General features: G+C 74.1%; 13 protein-coding genes. 3 read left to right on the forward strand and 10 right to left on the reverse strand.

Going from position 1 to position 20922, the window contains the following annotated elements; all coding sequences use genetic code 11:
* Window positions 1-92 precede the first annotated feature (92 nt).
* From ACIQ9P_RS23050 to ACIQ9P_RS23085, 8 genes are all read right to left on the reverse strand, one after another.
* Window positions 93-677 carry a hypothetical protein gene (locus tag ACIQ9P_RS23050; protein WP_402359133.1) on the reverse strand — a complete coding sequence of 195 codons (585 nt, stop codon included), beginning with the start codon at window positions 675-677 and terminating at the stop codon, window positions 93-95.
* A gap of 227 nt (window positions 678-904) precedes the next feature.
* Complete coding sequence (locus ACIQ9P_RS23055; RefSeq protein WP_402359136.1) at window positions 905-1924, reverse strand: N-acetylglucosamine kinase; 1020 nt, start codon at window positions 1922-1924, stop codon at window positions 905-907.
* A 196-nt stretch (window positions 1925-2120) separates the two neighbouring features.
* Window positions 2121-3410 carry a 6-phospho-beta-glucosidase gene (locus ACIQ9P_RS23060; protein WP_402359139.1) on the reverse strand — a complete coding sequence of 430 codons (1290 nt, stop codon included), beginning with the start codon at window positions 3408-3410 and terminating at the stop codon, window positions 2121-2123.
* The gene (locus ACIQ9P_RS23065) at window positions 3410-4333 is read right to left on the reverse strand and encodes a carbohydrate ABC transporter permease (protein ID WP_402359142.1); all 924 of its coding nucleotides are present in this window, start codon (window positions 4331-4333) and stop codon (window positions 3410-3412) included. Before ACIQ9P_RS23065 ends, ACIQ9P_RS23060 begins: the two co-directional genes overlap by 1 nt.
* A gap of 21 nt (window positions 4334-4354) precedes the next feature.
* Window positions 4355-5353: a carbohydrate ABC transporter permease gene (locus ACIQ9P_RS23070; protein WP_402359144.1), complete on the reverse strand. Its 999-nt coding sequence runs from the start codon at window positions 5351-5353 to the stop codon at window positions 4355-4357.
* Window positions 5354-5390: 37 nt separating this feature from the next.
* Window positions 5391-6752: an ABC transporter substrate-binding protein gene (locus ACIQ9P_RS23075; RefSeq protein WP_402359147.1), complete on the reverse strand. Its 1362-nt coding sequence runs from the start codon at window positions 6750-6752 to the stop codon at window positions 5391-5393.
* 124 nt (window positions 6753-6876) lie between these two features.
* On the reverse strand, window positions 6877-8064 hold the full coding sequence (locus ACIQ9P_RS23080) for an ROK family transcriptional regulator (protein ID WP_402359150.1): 1188 nt from the start codon (window positions 8062-8064) through the stop codon (window positions 6877-6879).
* A 394-nt stretch (window positions 8065-8458) separates the two neighbouring features.
* Entirely contained in the window at window positions 8459-9577 is a 1119-nt protein-coding gene (locus tag ACIQ9P_RS23085) for a mechanosensitive ion channel family protein (RefSeq protein ID WP_402359152.1), read from the reverse strand.
* A gap of 542 nt (window positions 9578-10119) precedes the next feature.
* Between ACIQ9P_RS23085 and ACIQ9P_RS23090 the strand changes: the two genes are divergently transcribed.
* Entirely contained in the window at window positions 10120-10764 is a 645-nt protein-coding gene (locus ACIQ9P_RS23090; RefSeq protein WP_340634232.1) for an HNH endonuclease, read from the forward strand.
* 113 nt (window positions 10765-10877) lie between these two features.
* Here ACIQ9P_RS23090 and ACIQ9P_RS23095 read toward each other — a convergent pair whose 3' ends face one another.
* Complete coding sequence (locus ACIQ9P_RS23095; protein WP_402359156.1) at window positions 10878-14996, reverse strand: beta-N-acetylglucosaminidase domain-containing protein; 4119 nt, start codon at window positions 14994-14996, stop codon at window positions 10878-10880.
* Between the two features lie 529 nt (window positions 14997-15525).
* On the opposite strand from ACIQ9P_RS23095, the gene malQ reads away from it, so the two are divergent.
* Window positions 15526-17712, forward strand: a complete 2187-nt coding sequence (malQ, locus tag ACIQ9P_RS23100) for a 4-alpha-glucanotransferase (RefSeq protein WP_402359159.1) — start codon at window positions 15526-15528, stop codon at window positions 17710-17712.
* A gap of 20 nt (window positions 17713-17732) precedes the next feature.
* Window positions 17733-17963 carry a hypothetical protein gene (locus tag ACIQ9P_RS23105; RefSeq protein WP_402359162.1) on the forward strand — a complete coding sequence of 77 codons (231 nt, stop codon included), beginning with the start codon at window positions 17733-17735 and terminating at the stop codon, window positions 17961-17963.
* Between the two features lie 149 nt (window positions 17964-18112).
* Here ACIQ9P_RS23105 and pepN read toward each other — a convergent pair whose 3' ends face one another.
* Entirely contained in the window at window positions 18113-20692 is a 2580-nt protein-coding gene (pepN, locus tag ACIQ9P_RS23110; RefSeq protein WP_402359165.1) for an aminopeptidase N, read from the reverse strand.
* Between the last annotated feature and the right edge of the window lie 230 nt (window positions 20693-20922).

The raw sequence follows: 20922 nt of genomic DNA on the forward strand, positions 1-20922 counted from the left end.
CGGTCGGGAGACCGGGTGTCCGGGTGTCCGGGTCACGTCCCCCATCCGACAACCTCAACCGCACCTGAGGTCAAGCCCCGTCTTCCGGGGGCTCAGGAGGACGCCCGCAGCTCCCGGATCCGGGTGATCCGGCCGCGCGCGTCCACGACCAGGTCGTAGGTGTCGCCGTAGCAGGCGTAGGGGAGTTCGGGCTCGCCGCCGGACAGACAGGTGTCGAGGTGGTCGAGGAGGACGGGCAGCTGCACCTCCTTGGCCGGCTCGTCGTGCGGGAGGTCGATCAGGGTGGCGGTGGCGTGCGCGGCCAGGGCGAGCTCGGCCGGTTCGGCGGCGGAGTCGCAGCCGGGCGCCACCGGGCGGACGCTCAGCCGGCCCTCCCGGACCTCCAGGACCCGGACCACCCGGTGCCCGGCCGCGGTCGCGCACGCGGCGGGGGAGGACGCGGGGGCGGCCAGGTCGAGGTCGGCCCCGGGGGCCGACCAGTACTCCTCGGTGTCGGCGTACCCGTCCTCCCCGGCGTCCTCGATGTCGTCGGCGTCCTCGGTGTAGCCGGGGTCGCCGACCTCGTCCGAGGACATCGCCAGGGTCGGGTCCTCGTCGATCGGGGTGCAGGCGGTGAGGCCGGTGGTGACGGCGCAACAGAGCAGCACGGCGAGGAGGAGACGACGGGGCGCGGTCATGGGGATGAGTCTTCCAGGAACGTGGCCTGACGAGACACCCGCGTACACGTGGAATCCGTTCGACCGGTTCCGCTCCGGGGCGCCCGCCACCCACCGTTCCCGCGCCGGACGCACGACCGGCCCGAGGTCCCGGACGCACGACCGCCCGGCCCCGGGTGTGCGACCGCCCCCGCCGGGCGTGCGGGCCCGGCGGGGGCGGAGGACAGGGGGCGGAGGCGGCCGGGAGGCTACGCGGCCACCGGGTGCGCCGGGTCGTAGGCCCGCCGCGCGCGCTCCTGCGCCTGCGGCCCGGCCTTCAGGTGGTCCAGGCCGAGCAGGACCGCGCCCAGCACCGGCGGCGCGACGACGACCCGCGGCTCGGCCAGCGGCGCGGCCCGGGCCAGGCGGGCCGTGATGTTGTCCAGCAGCAGCGACTGCCGGGAGGCCAGCACCCCGCCGCCGAGCACCACCGGGGTCGGCGCGTCCAGCAGGTCGAGGCGGCGCAGGGCGACCACCGCCAGCCGGGTGATCTCGTCGGCCTGCCGGTCGATCAGCTCCAGCGCCGTCCGGTCGCCCTCGCCGGCGACCGCGAACAGGACCCGCGCGATCTCGTGCAGCCGGGCGTACGGCAGGTGCCCGAGGTGGACGGCTTCGGCGACGGCGCCGGCGCTGGGCAGGCCGAAGTGCTCGGCGATCGCGGGCGCGAGCGCGGTCGGCCCGCCGCGCCCGTCCTCCGCGCGGACGGCGTGCCACATGCTGCTGAGGGCCAGGCCGGAGCCGCCGCCCCAGTCGCCGGTGAGCTCGCCGAGGGCGGGGAAGCGGGCGGTGCGGCCGTCCGGCAGCAGTCCGACGCAGTTGATGCCGGCGCCGCAGACGACGGCGACGCCGCGCGGACCGTCGGTGCCGGCCCGCAGCAGGCCGAAGGTGTCGTTGACCACGGTGTTGCTGACGCCCCAGGGGTGGGACTCCAGCGCCACCCGCAGGGCCTCCTCCTCGACCGGGAGGTCGGCGTTGGCCAGGCAGGCGCTGACGTGGCTGGTCAGCGGGCCGGTCCAGCCGCTCAGCCCGGCGGCCGCGGCGGCCTCCTCGACCAGCGGGGCGAGGCCGGCCACGGCGGCGGCGCCACCGGTCTTCTGCGGTGTGAAGCCGCCGCCCCGGGCGGAGCCGAGGACACTGCCGTCGGCGCCGACGAGGGCGACGTCGGTCTTGGAGTTGCCGGCGTCGATGGCGAGGACGCCGGACAGGTGTGGTTCGGGTTGGTGGGTCATCGGGTCCCCGCGGCTCGTCGTACGTGGCCCGGCCGGGGGTCTTTCCCGGCCGGGGGTGGCTTCTCCTTCCGGCGTCCGCCGGGCGTCGGCGTGCGGGCCGCCGGTGGCCCGGCCCGCACTCCCCCCACGGAGTGCGGGCCGGGGGCCGGTGGCCCGGTCCGGCGCCGGGGCGGGACCGGGGCGGAGGCCGGGCGGGTCAGGCCCAGGCGAGGTGCTCGCGGTTGTGGGCGAGCAGCCGGTCCGTGAGCCGGTCGGCGAGTTCGATCTGGCCGACCAGCGGGTGGGCGAGCAGTGCGTCGAAGACCCGGTCGCGACCGCCGCGCAGGGCGGCGTCCAGCGCCAGGTGCTCGTACGAGGTGACGGCGGCGACCAGGCCGGCGTAGAGCGGCTCCAGCGGGCGCTGCGGCAGCGGGCGCACGCCCGCCGCGTCGACCTCGGCCGGCACCTCGATCACGGCGTCGTCGGGCAGGAACGGCAGCACCCCGTCGTTGCGGGTGTTCACCACCTGCACCGAGGTCCCGCCGCCGGTGCCCAGCAGCGCGGCGATGAGCTGCACCGCCGCCTCCGAGTAGAACGCGCCGCCGCGCCGGTCGAGCAGCTCCGGCTTGGTGTCGAGGGCCGGGTCGGCGTACAGCTCCAGCAGTTGCCGCTCGATCTCGGCGACCTCGGCGGCCCGGGAGCCCTTGACCTTCAGCTCCTCCACCACCAGGTCGTGCTGGTAGAAGTAGCGCAGGTAGTAGGACGGCACGACGCCGAGGCGCTCGACCACCCGCTGCGGCAGCCGGATGTCGTCGGCGATCTCCTTGCCGAAGCCGGCCAGCAGCTCCGGCAGCACCTCCCGGCCGCCGGCCGCGCCGGGCGCGTCGAGCAGGGTGACGCCGCGCTCCCAGCTGAGGTGGTTGAGGCCGACGTGGTCGAGCCGGACCAGCTCCGGGTCGACGCCGAGGTGCTTGGCGAAGCGGCGCTGGAAGCCGATCGCCACGTTGCACAGGCCGACGGCCTTGTGACCGGCCTCCCGCAGCGCGCGGGTGACGATGCCGACCGGGTTGGTGAAGTCGACGATCCAGGCGTCCGGGTTGGCGCGCCGGACCTTCTCGGCGATGTCGAGCACCACCGGGACGGTGCGCAGCGCCTTGGCGAGGCCGCCCGCGCCGGTGGTCTCCTGGCCGACGCAGCCGCACTCCAGCGGCCAGGTCTCGTCCTTGTCGCGGGCGGCCTGTCCGCCGACTCGCAGCTGGAGCAGCACCGCGTCGGCGTCGGCGACGCCGGCCTCGATGTCGGTGGTCGTGGTGACGACCGCGCCGTGGCCCTGCTTGGCGAAGATCCGCCGGGCGAGTCCGCCGATCAGCTCCAGCCGGTCGGCGGCCGGGTCGACGAGGACGAGTTCGCCGATCGGCAGGGTGTCGCGGAGCCGGGCGAAGCCGTCGATCAGCTCCGGGGTGTACGTCGAACCGCCGCCGATGATGGCCAGCTTGAGTGCGGACATCAGCCCTTGACCCCTGTCAGTGTCACGCCTTCGATGAAGGCTTTCTGTGCGAAGAAGAAGAGGACGATCACCGGGGCCATCACCAGCAGCGTGGCGGCCATGGTGAGGTTCCAGTTGGTGTGGTGGGCGCCCTTGAAGGACTCCAGCCCGTAGGAGAGGGTCCAGGCGTCGTGGTTGCTGCTGGCGTAGATCTGCGGGCCGAAGTAGTCGTTCCAGCAGTAGAAGAACTGGAACAGCGCGACGGCGGCGATGGCGGGCTTGGCCATCGGCAGCACCACCCGCAGCAGGGTGCGCACTTCGCCGCAGCCGTCGATCCGGGCCGCCTCGATGTACTCGTTCGGGATGGTCAGCAGGAACTGGCGCAGCAGGAAGATCGAGAAGGCGTCGCCGAAGGCCATCGGGATGATCAGCGGCCAGAGCGAGCCGCCGAGGCCCAGCTGCTTCGCCCAGAACAGGTACATCGGGATGATGGTGACCTGCGGCGGCAGCATCATCATCGAGATGACCGCCATCAGCGCCAGGTTGCGGCCGCGGAAGCGGAACTTCGCGAGGGCGTAGGCGACCGGCAGGCTGGAGACGATGGTCAGCAGGGTGCCGCCGAGCGCGTAGAGCAGGGTGTTGCGCCACCAGGTGAGGAAGCCGGGGGTGTTCCAGACCTTGCCATAGTTGCCCCAGTTCCACGAGGTGGGCCAGTAGTCGGTGGTGAGCGCCTGGCTGTCGGTCATCACCGAGGTCAGGAAGACGAAGACGAACGGCAGCAGGAAGAAGAGGCCGGCGGCTATCGCCAGCGAGTGGACGGCCACCCAGTTGAGCAGCGCGCGCCGGCGGGCGGTCCGCTCGGCGGCGGTGACGGGGCCGCGGGTCGCGCCCCGGCCGGCCGGCTTCCCGGGTGCTTCGGAGGGGAGGGTCGTGCTGAGAGTCATGATCGTGTCCTCACTGGGCCGCTAGTCGTCGCTGGCCATGAAGCCGGACTTGCGACGCATCAGCACCGAGGTCACGGCCATCGAGATGACGAACAGCACCAGGGCCACGACGCAGGCCGCGCCGTAGTTGAAGCGCTGGAAGCCGAGGTTGTAGACCATCTGCGGCAGGGTCCAGGTGGAGCCGTTCGGGTAGCCCGGCTCGAACTGCTGGCCGGAGTTGCCCGCGTTGCCCGCGGCGACCCTCCCGGCGACGAATGCCTGCGTGTAGTACTGCATGGTCTGGATGACGCCGGTGACCACCGCGAACATGATGATCGGCGAGATGTTCGGCAGGGTGACGAAGCGGAACCGCTGGAACGGGCCGGCCCCGTCGAGCTCGGCGGCCTCGTACTGCTCCTTCGGGACGTCCAGCAGGGAGGCCATGAAGATGACCATCAGGTCCCCGATGCCCCACATGGCGAGCAGGGTGAGCGCGGGCTTCGACCAGTTCGGGTCGGCGAACCAGCCGGGCTGCGGCAGCCCGATCTCGCCGAGGAAGTGGTTCACCGGGCCGGTGCCGGGGTTGAGCAGGAAGGCGAAGGCGACGGTGGCGGCCACCGGCGGGGCCAGGTACGGCAGGTAGAAGACGGTACGGAAGAAGCCGACCCCGGACTTGATCTTGGTGATCAGCAGCCCGATGCCGAGACCGAACGCCACTCGCAGGCTCACCATGACGACGACCAGCCACAGGGTGTTGCGCATGCCCTGCCAGAACGCCGGGAGGTCGTTGAAGACGTAGTCCCAGTTCTTCAGGCCGGTGAAGGTGGGCGAGCCGAAGCCGTTGTACTTGGTGAACGAGAAGTAGATCGTCGAGATCAGCGGGTACAGGAAGAAGACGCTGAAGCCGATCAGCCAGGGGGAGAGGAAGGCGAGGGTGCGGGCCGCTGCCCGGCGGCGCTTCCGGCGCAGCAGTTGCTGCACGGGAGACGCCGCCGGGGCGGTCGCTCCGGCCCCCTTGCGGGTGGCGGACGCGAGTGACATGGGAGCTCCGAGGACGGGCCGGGCGCGAGGGGGTGCGCTACTTGGCCTGGGCGATGGCGGCGTCGATCTCCTTGGCGGTGGCGGCGAGGCCGGCCGTGAGGTCGGTCTGCTTGCCGGACTCGTAGTCGTAGCCGAGGTTCTGCACGGAGACCAGGTAGCCGCCGCCGTTGACCACGGCCGGCGTGGTGCCGGAGCTGGCGTGCTTGGCGATGTTCACGAAGGTCTTGAAGTTCTCGTCGGCGACCAGCTTCGGCGACTCCAGCGCGGCGAAGGTGCTCGGCACGTTGTGGATCGCGTTGGCGAAGGAGACGACCGCGTCGGTGTCGGTGGTCAGGAACTTCACGAACTCCCAGGCGGCGGCCTGCTTCTTGCTGGTGCTGGCGATGCCGACGATGGTGCCGGTCTGGTAGCCGCGGCCGTAGGTGTCCTGCTGGTCGTCCGGCACCGGGAACGGCGCGGTCGCCCAGTCGAAGTCCGGCTTGTCGGTGGCGAGCGAGGCGGTGCGCCACTCACCGTCGATGGCCATCGCGACCTGACCGGTGTGGAACGGGTTCTTGGCGCTGAACTCCTCGCCGAAGGTGGCGCGGTACTTCTCCAGCTTGTCGTAGCCGCCGAGCTTGTCGACCATGCTCTTCTGCCACTTCATCATCGCGGCGACCTTCGGGTCGGTGGCGACGGTGGACTTGCCGGCCGGGTCGAAGTACGTGGGGCCGTACTGGCCGAGGAAGTGCTCGGTGGTCGACTCGTAGCCGTGGTAGAGCGGCATGAAGCCGAGCTGCTTGTAACCGTCGCCGTCGGGGACGGTGAGCTTGTTGGCGACCTCGGCGAACTCGGTGAAGGTCTTCGGCGGGTTGGTGATGCCCGCGTCGGCGAATGCCTTCTTGTTGTAGTACAGGCCGAAGGCGTCGCCCAGCAGCGGCAGCGAGCACTGGTTGCCCTGGAACTGCGTGTAGTTGAGCATCGCGGCCGGGAAGGTCTTGGCGGCGTCGATGCCGTCCTTGGCCAGCAGCGGCTTGAGGTCGACGAATGCCTTGGTCGAACAGAACATGCCGACGTTGTTGGTGGTGAAGGAGGACACCACGTCGGGGGCGTCGTCGCCGCCGGCCCGCAGCGCCTGGTTGACCTTGTCGTCGGCGATGTTGCCGACGGCCTTGACGTGGATGTTGGGGTGGGCCTTCTCGAAGGCGGCGATGTTGTCGTTGATCGCCTTCACCTCGGAGTCCTGGCTCCAGCCGTGCCAGAAGGTGATCGTGACGTCCTTGCCACTGGCGGAGTCGTCGCCGCCACCGCCGTCGCTGCTGCCGGTGCAGGCGGTGGCGAGCAGGGTGAGGACGGCGCTGCCGGTGACGGCGGCGAGCGTCCGGCGGCTTCTGCGGGCGGGGGAGCTGGTGGATTGCACTTCGAGGTCCTCCTGGGGGTGCCGCGGGCAGGCGTCATTGCCTCGGGTCCCGCGTTCGGGATGGGGAGAGGTGGGTGCAGGGTCGAGCGGTGCGGGCCGTGCGTCGGTTCGTCGGGGGTCGGGGTCAGTGGGTCGAGAAGACCGCCTCGCGGGCGGCGGCGAGCGCGCGGGCGAGTGCGCCGATCAGGACGGGGGAGCCGGTCAGCGTGCTGCCGCGGACCTCGGGCCGGGCGGGCGAGACCCGGGCCAGCTCCTCCTCGACCAGGGCCCGCAGCCGTTCGCCGCCGGCGGTCGGGACCCCGCCGGAGAGCACCACCAGCCGGGGGTCCACGACGGCGACGATCACGGCCAGGCCGACGGCCAGCCGGGCGGCCAGCGCGGTGAGGAAGGCGTCCCCCGGGTCGGGGGTGGTGAGGGCCCGGGCGACCGCCTCCTCGGCGGTCGGCGCGGTGATCCCGTGCTCCTTGGCCAGGGCCCGGACGGCGGGGGCGCCGACCAGTTCCTGGAACCCGCCCGAGTTGCGCCGACGGACGTCGCGGACCGGCGAGCCGGGCACCGGCATGTAGCCGACCTCCCCGGCGCCGCCGGTGAAGCCGCGGTGCAGCCGGCCGGCGATCACGATCGCGGCGCCGGTGCCCTCGCCCGCCCACAGCAGGACGAAGTCCTCGAAGCCCTCGGCCGCGCCGGCGGACTGCTCCGCGACGGCGGCGAGGTTCACGTCGTTCTCGATCGTCACCGGCGCGCCGATCGCCTCGGCCAGCCCTTCGACCAGCCGGGGCGCGTGCCAGCCGGGCAGGTGCGAGGCGTACCGCAGCTTCCCGGTGACGGGGTCGGGCGCGCCGCCGACGCCGATCACCACGGTGTGCAGGGCGTCCTCGGCCAGCCCGGCCGCGCGGACCGCCCCGGCGACCGCGTCGGCCACCCGGGGCACGGTCGCGGCGGCCTGCCAGCCCTTGGTGGGGACGACGTGCTCGGCGAGGGTGGCGCCGCTGATGTCGGCGACCGCGACCCGGACCTGGCTGTTGGTGACGTCCAGTCCGGCGACGTACCCGGCCGCGGGATTCACCTGGTACAGCTGCGCGTTGGGGCCGGGGCCACCGGCCGTGGTGCCCACCGGCAGCACCAGCCCGGCCGTCTCCAGCCGGGCCAGCAGCTGGGAGGCGGTGGGCTTGGAGAGCCCGGTCAGGGTGCCGATCTGGGTGCGGGACAGCGGTCCGTTCGCCAGCAGCAGTTCGAGCGCGGCGCGGTCGTTGATGGCCCGCAGCAGGCTGGGGGTGCCCGCGAGGGGGGTCTTGGTGCGGCTTCTGGTCACGCGAAGATCCTCCTCCTCGGGGCGGCCGGGATTCCGGTCGGGCCAGGGGCGAACTGTTAGGAAACTTTCCAGTCGCTTGGGACAGGACCGTACGGGCCCCGTCAGCGGAGTGTCAATGGCCCTTCGCACGGAGGATGCCGACTCGTTACCGGACGGCCTCCGGACCCCGGCCCCACCCACCTCCACAGCCCGCCGCACCCCAGGAACCCGGAGCCGCCGGCCCCACCCTCCCGCCCCCGCCCGAACCCGCGGCGAACCCCGCGGGACGTCGGTCCGACCGATGTCCCGCGCGGACGGCGGGGAGGCGGGGAGGCGGCCCGAAGGGCGGCCCCATGGCGAAGGCCCCGTCTCCGCGTGGCGGGGAGACGGGGCCCGGGCGGGTGGTGGCCGGCGGTCAGGGGGCCTTGGTGCCGTCCTCGGGCGGGCGGACGGGAGCCGGTATCGGCGTCGCCGCCTTGTAGCCCGCGGAGGACGGGTCGGCCAGCGCGGACGGCGGGGCCGGGTCGGTCCCCGGGGCCGGCGCGGCGGCCGCGCCCAGGACCATGGCGGCGGCCGTGCCCGCGGCCGCGCCCGCGGCGACGGCCGGCGCGACCTCCTCCTTGACCTTGATCCCGGCCTCGTCGAAGACCGCCTTCAGCCGCTGGCGCAGCGCCCGGGCGACGCTCAGCGACTTGCCGGGGGCGGTCCGCGCCTCGATCCGCAGGACCACCGAGTCCGCCGCGACCGACTCCACGCCCAGCACCGAGAACGGGGCCCAGACCAGCTCGTCGAACGGCGCCTCCTTGGCCAGCGCCTCCGCGGTGTCCTTGATCAGCGCCTCGACCCGCTCCAGGTCCTCCTTGTAGCCGACCTGGACGTCCACCGAGGCGGTCGACCAGCCCTGGCTCATATTGGCGATGCGCTTCACCTCGCCGTTGCGGATGTACCAGATCTCGCCACCCGCGCCGCGCAGCTTGGTGACCCGCAGGCCGACCTCCAGCACGGTGCCGGTGGCCACCCCGGTGTCGATCTCGTCGCCGACGCCGTACTGGTCCTCCATGATCATGAAGACCCCGGAGAGGAAGTCGGTGACCAGGTTGCGGGCGCCGAAACCGATCGCCACACCGGCCACACCGGCGCTCGCCAGCAGCGGCGCCAGGTTCACCCCGAGCGCGGACAGCACCATCAGCGCCGCCGTGCCCAGGATCGAGAACGACGCGACGCTGCGCATCACCGAGCCGATCGCCTCGGCGCGCTGCTGGCGCCGCTCGGGGTTGACCACGCCGGTGTTGGCCAGCAGCCCGCCCAGCCGGCTGGGCTCGTCCTCGTTCTCGCCCGGCCGGATCATCCGCGTTATCAGCTGGGTGATCACCTTGCGCACCATCGCCCGCAGCACCAGGGCCAGCACGATGATGAAGACGATCCGGACGCCGCTCGCCAGCCAGTCCTGCCAGTGCGAGTCGAACCAGCTGGCGGCCTGTCGGGTGGTGTCGGAGACCTCCTGCGCGCTGGTCGGGATTCTGAGGTCCGGCAACTCCGGGGCCGTGGGAGTCGGGGACGGCGCGGGCGTCAAGGCCGGCGTCGTGATGGACGCGTCGGCGAGGAGGCCGGCGACACCGGAGCGGAACACGTGCGGGACCTTCCTGCAGGGGTCGTGACCCGGTCCGCCGCCGCGGCGCCCCACACGGGTTGGCACGCCCCTGGCCTGCGGACCGTCCGCCTACCCTAGCCGCCGCCCGGCCGACGGCTTGACACGCCGGACGGGCCGGACGGGTCCGCCACAGGGCGCGCACAACCGCCCGGACGCCCTGTCAACGCCCCCGCGCGCCGGGATTCGCGCTGCTCCGCTCGGCCCAGCGGCACCCCGGAGCGGCACCGGAGTGCAACCCGCGCTTCGCCCGGGCATACCGGGTATGACAGAACCCACACCCGGAGTTCACATCAGGTCCGTTACACAGGAGTGGTGGCGCCGTACAAAGGCGTAAGGCGACACTGGGGTGGATCACGCACCCGTTGCGTGATCGAACCGCTCGTCCCGGCGCGAGCCACGCGCCGCAGGCGTCCAAGGAGGCATCCGTGCCGCATGTCCTGGTCCTCAACGCGTCCTACGAGCCACTCGGCGTCGTATCGATGCGCCGCGCACTCATCCTCGTCCTCAATCACAAGGCGGTCAGCCTGGAGGACTCGGGGGTCACTCTGCACAGCGCCACCAGCGCCCTTCCGGCGCCGTCCGTCGTCCGTCTGACCCGCTTCGTCCGGGTCCCGTTCTGCGGGCCGGTCCCGCTCACCCGCCGGGCGCTGTTCGCCCGCGACCACGGTCGTTGTGTCTACTGCGGGGCCGCCGCCACCAGCGTCGACCACGTCATCCCGCGCAGCCGGGGAGGCCAGCACCGCTGGGACAACGTGGTGGCGGCCTGTCGCCGCTGCAACCACACCAAGGCCGACCGCCACCTCACCGAGCTCGGCTGGCGGATGAAACGACCACCCGCGCCGCCCAGCGGCCTGGCCTGGCGGATCATCGGCACCGGGATCAAGGACCCGCGCTGGCGGCCCTATCTGGAGCCGTACGGCGGGAACGACCAGCTGCGCGCCCCGCAGTGGGGCGAGTACGAACACCACGACCATATCGACCCGGCCCACCCGGTCCCGCTCGGCCGGGCCCACGCCGGTCACCCCGCCCCCGTCCGCCGCGGTGAGCAGCCGGAACCGCTCTCCGCCTGACCGTCCGTTCCACAAGGGCTTGCCCGTCAGAATTCCGGTACGCCTCATGGGCCGCCGCGCACCCCGCACCGGGGAGCGCGGCGGCCCGCCGTCTGCCCCCCGTGTGCCCCGCCCTAGGGCTTCGGCCGGGAGCCGGTCGGGCTGCCGCTCGGGGTACCGCCGCCGGAGGCCGTCGGGGCGGGGGTCGGGCCGGTCGGGGAGGTCGACGGCGTGGGCACGGCCGGCGGCGTGGTCGCCGTCCCGCCGCCGGGGCCCCCGGCCTGGCCGCCCGACTGCTGGCCGCCGCCCGGCTGCCCGGTCGGCGGCGTCACGGGCGGTGTCACCGGCGGGGTGACCGGAGGCGTCACCGGCGGCACCTGGCCGTCCACCGGGGCGGCGGCGTACAGCTCGACGCCCCAGAGCGAGTAGCCGTACTTGGTCGCCCTGGCCACGCCCTGGATCCGCAGGAACTTCGCGTCCGGCGCGTCGAAGCGCACCGTCTCGTTGCCGCCCCGGCCGTCCCCCACGGTCGCCACCGTGGTCCAGGAGCGACCGTCCGCCGAGGACTGGACCTTGTACGCGGCGGCGTACGCGGCCTGCCAGTGCAGCACCGCCGAGCCCAGGTGGGTCGCCTTCGGCAGCTCCAGCTGCACCCAGGCGTCGTCGGCCGCCGCCGAGGACCAGCGGCTCTTCGGGTCCTGGTCGGCCACCGCCGAGGCCGGGAAGTTCGGGGTCTCGTCGCCCGAGGAGGTGGCCTGCGCGGTGATCGCCAGATCGGGGCCGCCGGTCGGCGGCACGACATGCACCCGGAGCACCTGGCGGACCGTGGTCTGGCCGGCCACGAACACCACCGGCACCTGGTAGGTCCCGGACGGCGTCTCCGGCCCGGCGGTGACCAGCAGCGGCACGCCGACCTTGCCGCCACGCGGCACGCTCACCCCGGTCACCGGCGCGACGGTCAGCCCCTTGGCGACGGCCGGCACCTCGGTGCGCAGCTCGCCGGTGACGCCCTCCGGCCGGCCGGCCTCGACGGTGACCCGGGCCTGTACCGGCACGGCGTCCCCGGTCACCGCGTCCACCGAGGCGTCGGCCAGGCTCAGCCGGGCCGCCGGGGCGTCCGCGTACCAGGGGATCACTTGGTTGACCACCGGCGGCTCCCCGCCCGGCTTCCAGGCCAGCCGGAACGCGTCGGCGGGCAGACCGCCGGCCGCGAGCTCGTTCCACCCCGGCTGCACGGTGCCGATCTCGGTCCAGGTGCCGTCCGGGTGCCGCACCGCGACGGCGGCCGAGGCCCGCACCCCCGGGTCGGTGAGCACGGTCAGCCGGTCCAGCGGCCGGGCGGCGCCCAGCTCGACCGTCAGCGGCTCGTCCTCCGCGGTCGGCGCGGTGGCCGCCCGGTAGGCGGTGTCCGGGTTGCCGTCCAGCACGGCGGCGGCCGAGGAGCCGGGCAGCGCGGCCGGGCCGCCGGAGACGCTGGCCGGCAACTCGTCCGGCGCGGCCACCGAGAACTCGCGCACCGCGACCGCGGTCTTCTGCGCGGCGGTCGCCCGCAGCCGTACCGCCCGGACCACCGTCCCGGCCGGCACCTGGGCGGAGACGGACTTCTGGTTCTTCACCGCGGCCAGCTTCTTCCAGCCGCCCTCTCCGGTGGAGTACTCCAGCACGCCGTCCCGGATGTAGTCGTCCAGCGCGCTCTGCCCGTCCGGGCCGTTGCCCCAGGAGCCCATCAGCACGGTGACGCTGCCGACCGGGCGCCCGCCGCCGAGGTCCAGGCCGACCGAGTCGCCCTGCTGCGGCGGCGCCGAGCTCCAGTAGAAGGTGTCGGCGACGCCGTCGGCCATCAGCGCCGGCAGGTGGTCGTGCGCGGTGCCCAGGGTGGTGGTCGCGGTGATGCCGCCGCCCTGCACCCCGGCCCAGGTGTCGGCCGCCTGCAGCGCGCGTTCCAGGAACGGGCCGAGCACGCCCGCGCCGACCGTCGCCGGGCTCTGACCGAGCTGCTCGCGCAGCTTGGTCAGCTCGACCCGGGCCTTCCAGGCGGCCCCGCCGTCGCCGCCGCGCTGGGCCACCAGCATGTCGAGGGCGGACTGCCCGGCCAGCCCGAAGTCGCGCAGCGGCGCCAGCCAGGGCGCGGCCTCGGCGGCCAGCGGAGCGGTGGCCGGGGAGGCGGCCAGGGTCTGCTGGGCGACGGCCATCGCGGTGAACGCCTCCCGCAGCGGAGCGGCCGACTCGATCAGCCGCGTCAGGTCCGGGGCCGCCCCCGAGGTCGGCTCGGCGGTCGCCCAGAACCGGTCCAGCAGCGGCAGCAGATAGCCGGACTCCTGCTTGGCCAGTGGCGACGACACGCTGTTCCCGGCCAGCGCGGTGACCGCGGCCAGGGTCTCCCCGGTCGGTGTGGCCGTCGCGCCGGTCGGCCCGGCCAGCGAGCGCAGCGCCGCCCGCCAGGAGTCCTCCGGCTTGTACGCGGACGGGTTCCAGGCGAAGTCGCCGGCCGTGGAGAGCGCGATCCGGGACGCCACCGGCTGCTGCATCGCCCCGGTCAGCATGACGGCCGACCGGGTCGCCACCTCGCTGTCCCGGCCGGTGTAGGCGCCGAGGAAGAGCCGGTCCGGGGTGGCGTCGTTGACGGGGTAGTTGTCCATGGTGACCAACGGGTGCCCGTACAGGCCGGAGGTGTCCACGAGCTGGGTGCCGGTGATCCGCTCCGGGATCACCCCGACGCCGCTCCAGGCCACCTGCACACCGGACGGAAGCGCGGTGGCCAGCGCCGTCCGGTACGGGCTGGAGCCCTGCTGGTGGTACTCGGTCGGGACGACCGACAGCGGCGCCAGGCCCGGGTTCCGCGCGATCAGCCGGTCCTGCACCCTGGTGACCAGCTCCGCCTGCGCCTTCGCGGCCGCGATCGGGCCGGTGCCGTACCTGGACCGGTCCTCGGAGCAGTGCCACTCCTCGTAGGACACGTCCAGGAACTGCAGCTGGAACGCGGTGAAGCCGAGCCGGCGCAGCCCGTCCAGCTTGGCGACCAGCGCGTCCGTGTCCTTCGCGGAACTGAAGCAGAAGGACTGCCCGGGGTCGAGCGAGTACCCGAGGGTGACGTGGTCCAGCGCGGCCCGGGCGGCCAGCGCGCGCAGGTCCTCGGCCCGCTCCCGCGGGTAGGCGTCCCGCCAGCGGGCCAGCCGGTACTGGTCGTCGCCCGGTGCGTAGAGGTAGAAGTTCTGCTTCGACCGGCCGAGGAAGTCCAGCTGGGCGAGCCGCTGCTGCTGCGTCCACGGGGTGCCGTAGAACGCCTCGGCGGTGCCGCGCACCGGCGCGCCGGACGGCCAGTCGCGCAGCACGATCCCGGGCAGGCCGAGGCCGGCCGCGCCGGGCACCTGGCCCTGGTCGGCGGGGACGGCCGCCAGCAGCTGGCGCAGCGACTGCGCGGCGTAGAAGGTGCCGGCCGCGTCGGCGCCGGCCAGCACGACCGCGCCGTAGCTGCCGCCGCCGGCCACCGGCAGCTGACCGGCCGCCAGCACATGTCCGCCGGAGGGCAGTCCGGCGGTGGTGGGCGCGGCGGTGTCCTTGCCGCCGGCCGCCGCGGTGAGCTCGCGCAGGATCCGGTCCGTGTCACCGCCCGCGCCCTCGGCGGGGCCGCCGACGTACACCACCAGCGAACCGGCCTTCGGCGGCTCCGGCTCCGGCAGCGCGGTCACGTCGGTCGCGCCGGCGATGCCGAGGACCTCCCGCGCCGCGGTCACCGCGCCGGGATCCGCGTCCGGCGCGGTGACCAGGGTGACGGCGCCCGGTACGGTCACCGGCTTCCCGGTCACGCGCTGCTCCTGCGGACGCGGGAACACCTGGGGGTCGCTCAGACTGCCGAGCGGGGTCTGCGGAGCACTGCTCGCCGTGCTCACCACGTCCGGACCCGGCGCGTACCCGGGGGCCAGCGCGTACGCGGCCGGACCGCTCACCAGCAGGCCGCCGACCACGGCCGCCGCCGACAGGGTGGCCGCCACCTGGAGGGTCCGCCGGCTCGGCGCCCCGGGGCGGGCGGCGATGGCCCGCTCGGCCCGGACCGAGGGCAGCAGCGGCGAGGTGCCCTTGAGGTCGGCGATCAGCCGGTCGGCCGTCCGGGGAGCCAGTTGACGGCACGTCCGGGCCGTGGCCCGGCGGGCCGCGAGCGCCGTCGGGTGCTGGAGCACCTCGCGCAGCGCCGCGCTCTGCTCCAGCTGCTGACGGAGTCGCCGGCCTGCCACCTCGGACACTCGGGCTTGCACAGGAGCCTCCTAGCCAGGCCGGAACCACATCGCGGCACAGCCCACCAGCTCTGTTTGACGGTGTCAACGTCGTAGGCGGGTATGCCGACTTTGTCCGATTTACCCGCGACTGCAACCCTTCGTTCACCCCCCTTTATCGGGGCTCGGCTCGCCTCCGGGGCGCTCCGGTCCGGCGCCGACGGTCGTTGCTCCGATGCCGCTCGTACCTCGCGGCCTCCTCGCGCCTCCCTTTCGGCACCGGCGCGCCCCTTCGGCTCGCTCGCGGTCCGTGCGGGGCCGGGGTCGAGGACCCGGGTGGTCCCGGTCCGGGAGGGCAGTGAAGGTCGGTGTGCTCCCGGTCCGGGGCCGGGGTCGAAGGCCCGTGTCGCTCGGGCTGACCCGCTCGTGGTGCCCCGAGACCCGTGCGGGCGGGCCCCTGTTGGTTCCCGGTTCCGGTCCCCTTCGTGTCGCGCCGGGTCACCGGGCCGTCACCCGGGTAGGACTGTGGCTGTCCTGACTGGGCGTTGCCGAGACATCGCAGGAGCCGCGAGTGGCCGCTTATCTCGACCGTGACGGAGCCGACGCACTGGAGGTGCCGGCCCAGGACGCGCCTCCGCCGCCGCCCGAGCTGGTGGCACTGGCGCAGGCCCACGGGGTGGACACCCGCCACGGCCCCGGCGGGGCGCCGGTCGGCGCCCGCACCCTGGTCGCCGTCCTCGCCGCGCTCGGCGTGGCCGCGGCCGGCGCCGACGCCGCCCGTGAGGCGCTCGCCCACCACCGGGCGGAGCAGCGGGCCCGGCTGCTGCCCCCGACCGTGGTCGCCCGGGCCGGCCGCCGCACCGCCCTCGACCTGCCCGCCGACACCCGGCTCACCGTCGTCCTGGAGCACGGCGAGCGGTGGCGGCTCCCGAACGGCCACGCCCACTGGCTGCCCGCCGACCTCCCGCCCGGCCGGCACACCCTGTACGCCGAGGCCGCGGACCGCACCGCCACCGCGCACCTGATCGTCGCCCCCGACCGTCTCCCGGCCCTCCCCGGCCGGGCCTGGGGCTTCCTCGCCCAGCTGTACTCCGTCCTCTCCGACCGCTCCTGGGGCATGGGTGACCTCGCCGACCTCGCCGACCTCGCCACCTGGGCGGGCTCGCTCGGCGCGGGCTTCGTCCAGATCAACCCGCTGCACGCGGCCCTGCCCTCGACACCCTCCGACCCGTCCCCCTACCGCCCCTCCTCCCGGCGCTTCGCCGACCCGGTCCACCTGCGGATCGAGGAGGTGTCCGAGTACGCCTACCTGGCGGGCGCGGAGCGGGCCGAGGCCGACGAGCTGCTCGCCCGCGCCGCCCGGCTGCGCGCCGAGGTGCTGGTCCACGACGGCCTGATCGACCGCGACGAGGTCTGGGCCCTCAAGCGCCGCGCGCTGGAGCTCCTGCACACCGCCCATCGCCGGTACGCGGACGGGCACGGCGCCGTCCGCACGGCCGCGTTCGACGCCTACCGGGCCCGCGAGGGCGAGTGGCTGGAGCGGTACGCGATCTGGAACGCCCTGGCCGAGCGCCACGGCGCGGACCACCACCACTGGCCGAAGGGCCTGCGCCACCCCGACTCCCCGCACGTCCGGCACGAGGCCGCCGAACTCGCCGACCGGGTCGCCTTCCACCGCTGGCTCGCCTGGCAGGTCGACCGCCAGCTCGGCCGCGCCCAGCAGGCGGCCCGTACCGCCGGCATGACGGTCGGCCTGGTGCACGACCTCGCGGTCGGCGTCCACCCGGACGGCGCCGACGCCTGGGCGCTCCAGGACGTCCTGGCCGCCGGGATCTCGGTCGGCGCGCCCCCGGACGCCTTCAACGCGCACGGCCAGGACTGGGGCCTGCCGCCCTGGCGCCCGGACGCGTTGGCCGCCGCCGGATACGCGCCCTTCGCCGAGCTGATCCGCTCCGCCGCCCGGCACGCCGGCGCGGTGCGGATCGACCATGTGATGGGTCTGTTCCGGCTCTGGTGGGTGCCGGCCGGCCACGCCCCGACCGAGGGCGTCTACGTCCGCTACGACGCGGAGGCGATGCTCGCGGTGCTCGCCCTGGAGGCCCACCGGGCCGGCGCCGCCGTGGTCGGCGAGGACCTCGGCACCGTCGAGCCGGGTGTGCGCGAGCAACTGGCGGAGCGCGGCGTACTGGGCACGTCGGTGCTCTGGTTCGAGCGGGACTGGCAGGCCGGGGGCGGGATCCTGCCCCCCGGGCGCTGGCGCCCGGGCAGCCTGGCCACCCTGACCACGCACGACCTGCCGTCCACCGCCGCCCGGCTCTCCGGGGAGCACGTCGAGCTGCGCCACCGGCTCGGCCTGCTCTCCCGCGCGCTGGGCGAGGAGCAGGCGGAGGCGGCCGCCGAGCTGGCCGACTGGCGGGCCGAGCTGGTCCGGCTGGGCCTGCTGACCGGGGACGAACCGCTGTCGGCGGCCGCGCTCTACCGGTTCCTGGCCGACACCCCGGCCGGGCTGGTCGGCGTCTGGCTGCCGGACGTGGTCGGTGACCCGCGCCCGCAGAACCTGCCCGGCACCTGGGACCAGTACCCGAACTGGCGGCTGCCGGTCGCGGACGGCTCCGGGCGCCCGGTCACCCTGGACGGCCTGGCGGCGGCGCCGGACACGCGGACCCTCGCCGACCTGCTGCGCTCCGTGGGCGCCCGACCGGCGGCGGGGCCCGGACCGGCTCCCGAAAGGCCGACCCCGCCGAGCGGCTCGGCGTAAGTCACGGGTAAGTTGGCACCGTGGACAAGAGGAACGCTTTGCGAGCCGGCGCGGTCACCGCCACGGTCACGCTGATGATGCTGCTGTCGTCGCCCGCCATGGCCCTCACCCGGGACGACGGCGACGACCCGGGTAGCGGCCTGAGTGTCGCCCAGACCCTCGGCCTGTACGTGCTGCTCCCGATCGCGGCCTTCGTGATCATCGGTGGCCTGGCCGCGATGCCGTTCGGCGACAAGGACAAGAAGAAGTAGCCGAGGGCCCTCCGCCACGGAGCCCAGCACAGACCCCGAGGGGGCGCCGGACGATGTCCGGCGCCCCCTCGGGCGTTCCCGTTCCGTGCGAGGAGCGACCCCGTGTTCCCCCCTCCCGCGCGGGAGGGGGGAACACGGGGTCGCCGGTGTCAGCGCCCCCCGGCGGCCCGGTCGACGGCCTGCGCCTTCAGCGCCCGCTCCACCCCGGCCCGCGACTCGACGATCTGACGGCGCAGCGCCGGCGCCGGCTCCGCGGCGGTCAGCCAGGCGTCGGTGGCGTCCAGCGTGCCCTGCTCGACCAGCAGCGCCGGGTACAGGCCGACGATGATCTGCTGCGAGATCTCGTGGCTGCGGCTCTCCCAGACGCCCTTCACCGCGGCGAAGTACTTCTCCGCGTACGGGGCCAGCAGCTCGCGCTGGTCGGCCTGCTGGAAGCCGCCGATCACCGCCGCCTGCACGTAGTTGGTGAGCTCGTCCGAGTCGACCACGGAGGCCCAGGCCGCCGCCTTGGCCTCGGCCGTCGGGCGGGCCGCCCGGCAGCTGGCCGCGTGCTCCTGGCCGGCCGCGGTGTTGTCACGGGCGAGTTCGGCCGCGATCGCGGCCTCGTCGGCCCGGCCGGTCGCGGCGAGCCGGCCCAGCAGGGTCCAGCGCAGCTCGGTGTCCACGGCCAGGCCGGGGATCGCGGTGCCGCCGTCCAGCAGTCCGGCCAGCAGGTCGAGCTGACCGTCGGTCCGGGCGACGGAGCCGAGCACCCGGGCCCAGGCGAGCTGGTGGTCGCTGCCCGCCTCGGCGTCGCGCAGCGCCCGCTCGGCGGCCTCGGCCCAGCGGGTGAGGCCCTGCTCGCGCCAGTCCGGGTCGGCGTAGACGTCCAGCGCGAGCTTGACCTGGCGCTGCACCGACTGGACGACACCGATGTCGCTCTCCCGGGGCAGGCCGGCGAGGGCGAGGGTCAGGTAGTCGCGGGCCGCGAGCTCGCCGTCGCGGGTCATGTCCCAGGCGGAGGCCCAGCACAGCGCGCGCGGCAGCGCCTCGGTGAAGCCGCCGAGGTTCTCGGTGACGACGGCCAGCGAGTCCTCGTCGAGGCGGACCTTGGCGTAGGTGAGGTCGTCGTCGTTGAGCAGGATCACCGCGGGGCGGTGGCGGCCGACCAGCTCCGGCACCTCGGTGCGCGGGCCGTTGACGTCCAGCTCGATCCGGTCGGTGCGCACCAGCGTGCCGTCGTTGAGCTCGTACAGGCCGACGGCGATCCGGTGCGGGCGCAGCACGGCCTCGCCCTTGGCGCCGGCCGGGAGCGCCGGGGCCTCCTGGAGCACGGCGAAGGACTCGATCTCGCCGTCGGCGTTGAGGGTGAGCGCGGGGCGCAGCACGTTGATGCCGGCGGTCTCCAGCCAGGCGGCGGACCAGGCGCGGAGGTCGCGGCCGCTGGCCTTCTCCAGGGCGCCGAGCAGGTCGCCGAGCCGGGTGTTGCCCCAGGCGTGCTGCTTGAAGTAGGCGCGCACGCCCTCGAAGAAGGCGTCCTGGCCGACGTAGGCCACCAGCTGCTTGAGCACCGAGGCGCCCTTGGCGTAGGTGATGCCGTCGAAGTTGACCTGGACGTCCTCCAGGTCGTTGATCTCGGCCATGATCGGGTGGGTGGACGGCAGCTGGTCCTGCCGGTACGCCCAGGTCTTCATCTGGTTGGCGAAGGTGGTCCAGGAGTTCGGCCACCGGGAGCCGGGCGCCTCGGCCTGGCAGACCGCCTCGGCGTAGGTGGCGAAGGACTCGTTCAGCCAGAGGTCGTTCCACCACTCCATGGTGACGAGGTCGCCGAACCACATGTGGGCGAGCTCGTGCAGGATCGTCGCGGCGCGGGCCTCGTACGCGGCGTCGGTCACCTTGGACCGGAACACGTACTGGTCGCGCAGGGTGACGGCGCCCGCGTTCTCCATCGCGCCGGCGTTGAACTCCGGCACGAACAGCTGGTCGTACTTGGCGAACGGGTAGGGGAAGTCGAACTTCTCCTGGAAGTAGTCGAAGCCCTGCTTGGTGACCTCGAAGATCGCCTCCGGGTCCAGGAACTCGCGCAGCGAGGGCCGGCAGTAGATGCCGAGCGGCACCTTCTGCTCGCCGTTCTCGTAGCTGTCGAAGACCCCGACGTAGGGCCCGGCGACGAGGGCGGTGATGTACGAGGAGATCCGGCCGGTCGGCGCGAACCGCCAGATCCGGGTGTCGCCCTCGCCCTCCGGCTCCGGGGTCGGCGAGTTGGAGACCACGACCCAGCTGGCGGGCGCGGTCACGGTGAAGGCGAACGCGGCCTTGAGGTCGGGCTGCTCGAAGGAGGCGAAGACCCGGCGGGCGTCCGGCACCTCGAACTGGGTGTAGAGGTAGGTCTCGCCGTCGACCGGGTCGACGAACAGGTGCAGACCCTCACCGGTGTTGGTGTAGGCGCAGTCGGCGACGACCCGCAGCTCGTTCTCGGCGGCGAGGTCCGTCAGCGCGATCCGGCTGTCGGCGAAGGCGCTGCTGTCGAGCCGTTCGCCGTTGAGGACGATCTCCTCGACGCTCGGGGCGACCAGGTCGATGAAGGTGGCCGCGCCGGGGGTGGTGGCGGTGAACCGGACCACGGTCGTGGACCGGAACGTGCCCCCCTCTCGGGCCGAGCTCAGGTCGAGCTCGATCTCGTACGCGTCCACGTGCAGGAGGTCGGCCCGGGTGCGGGCCTCGTCACGGGTCAGGTTGGTGCCGGGCACTCGCAGGACTCCTTCGTCGGGCTGATGCCTGGCATCCTGCCACGTCCGCCCGCGCGGTCCGCCGGAATACCTCCCGGGTACGCCGCGGGGGGGGGGGGGGGGGGGGGGGGGGGGGCGCCCCCCCCCCCCCCCCGGGGGGGGGGGGGGGGGCGGGGGGGGGTGGGCCACCCAAACCCCCAGGGTTGGCACACCGCTAACACAACAAACACAACGGAGTGGGGGTTGAGGGG

Source organism: Kitasatospora sp. NPDC094019, assembly GCF_044764505.1.
GTDB lineage: Bacteria > Actinomycetota > Actinomycetes > Streptomycetales > Streptomycetaceae > Kitasatospora.

Coding starts and splice junctions, on each gene's coding strand:
- ACIQ9P_RS23050 (WP_402359133.1), bottom strand. CDS start 677: ATGACCGCGCCCCGTCGTCTCCTCCTCGCCGTGCTGCTCTGTTGCGCC.
- ACIQ9P_RS23055 (WP_402359136.1), bottom strand. CDS start 1,924: ATGACCCACCAACCCGAACCACACCTGTCCGGCGTCCTCGCCATCGAC.
- ACIQ9P_RS23060 (WP_402359139.1), bottom strand. CDS start 3,410: ATGTCCGCACTCAAGCTGGCCATCATCGGCGGCGGTTCGACGTACACC.
- ACIQ9P_RS23065 (WP_402359142.1), bottom strand. CDS start 4,333: ATGACTCTCAGCACGACCCTCCCCTCCGAAGCACCCGGGAAGCCGGCC.
- ACIQ9P_RS23070 (WP_402359144.1), bottom strand. CDS start 5,353: ATGTCACTCGCGTCCGCCACCCGCAAGGGGGCCGGAGCGACCGCCCCG.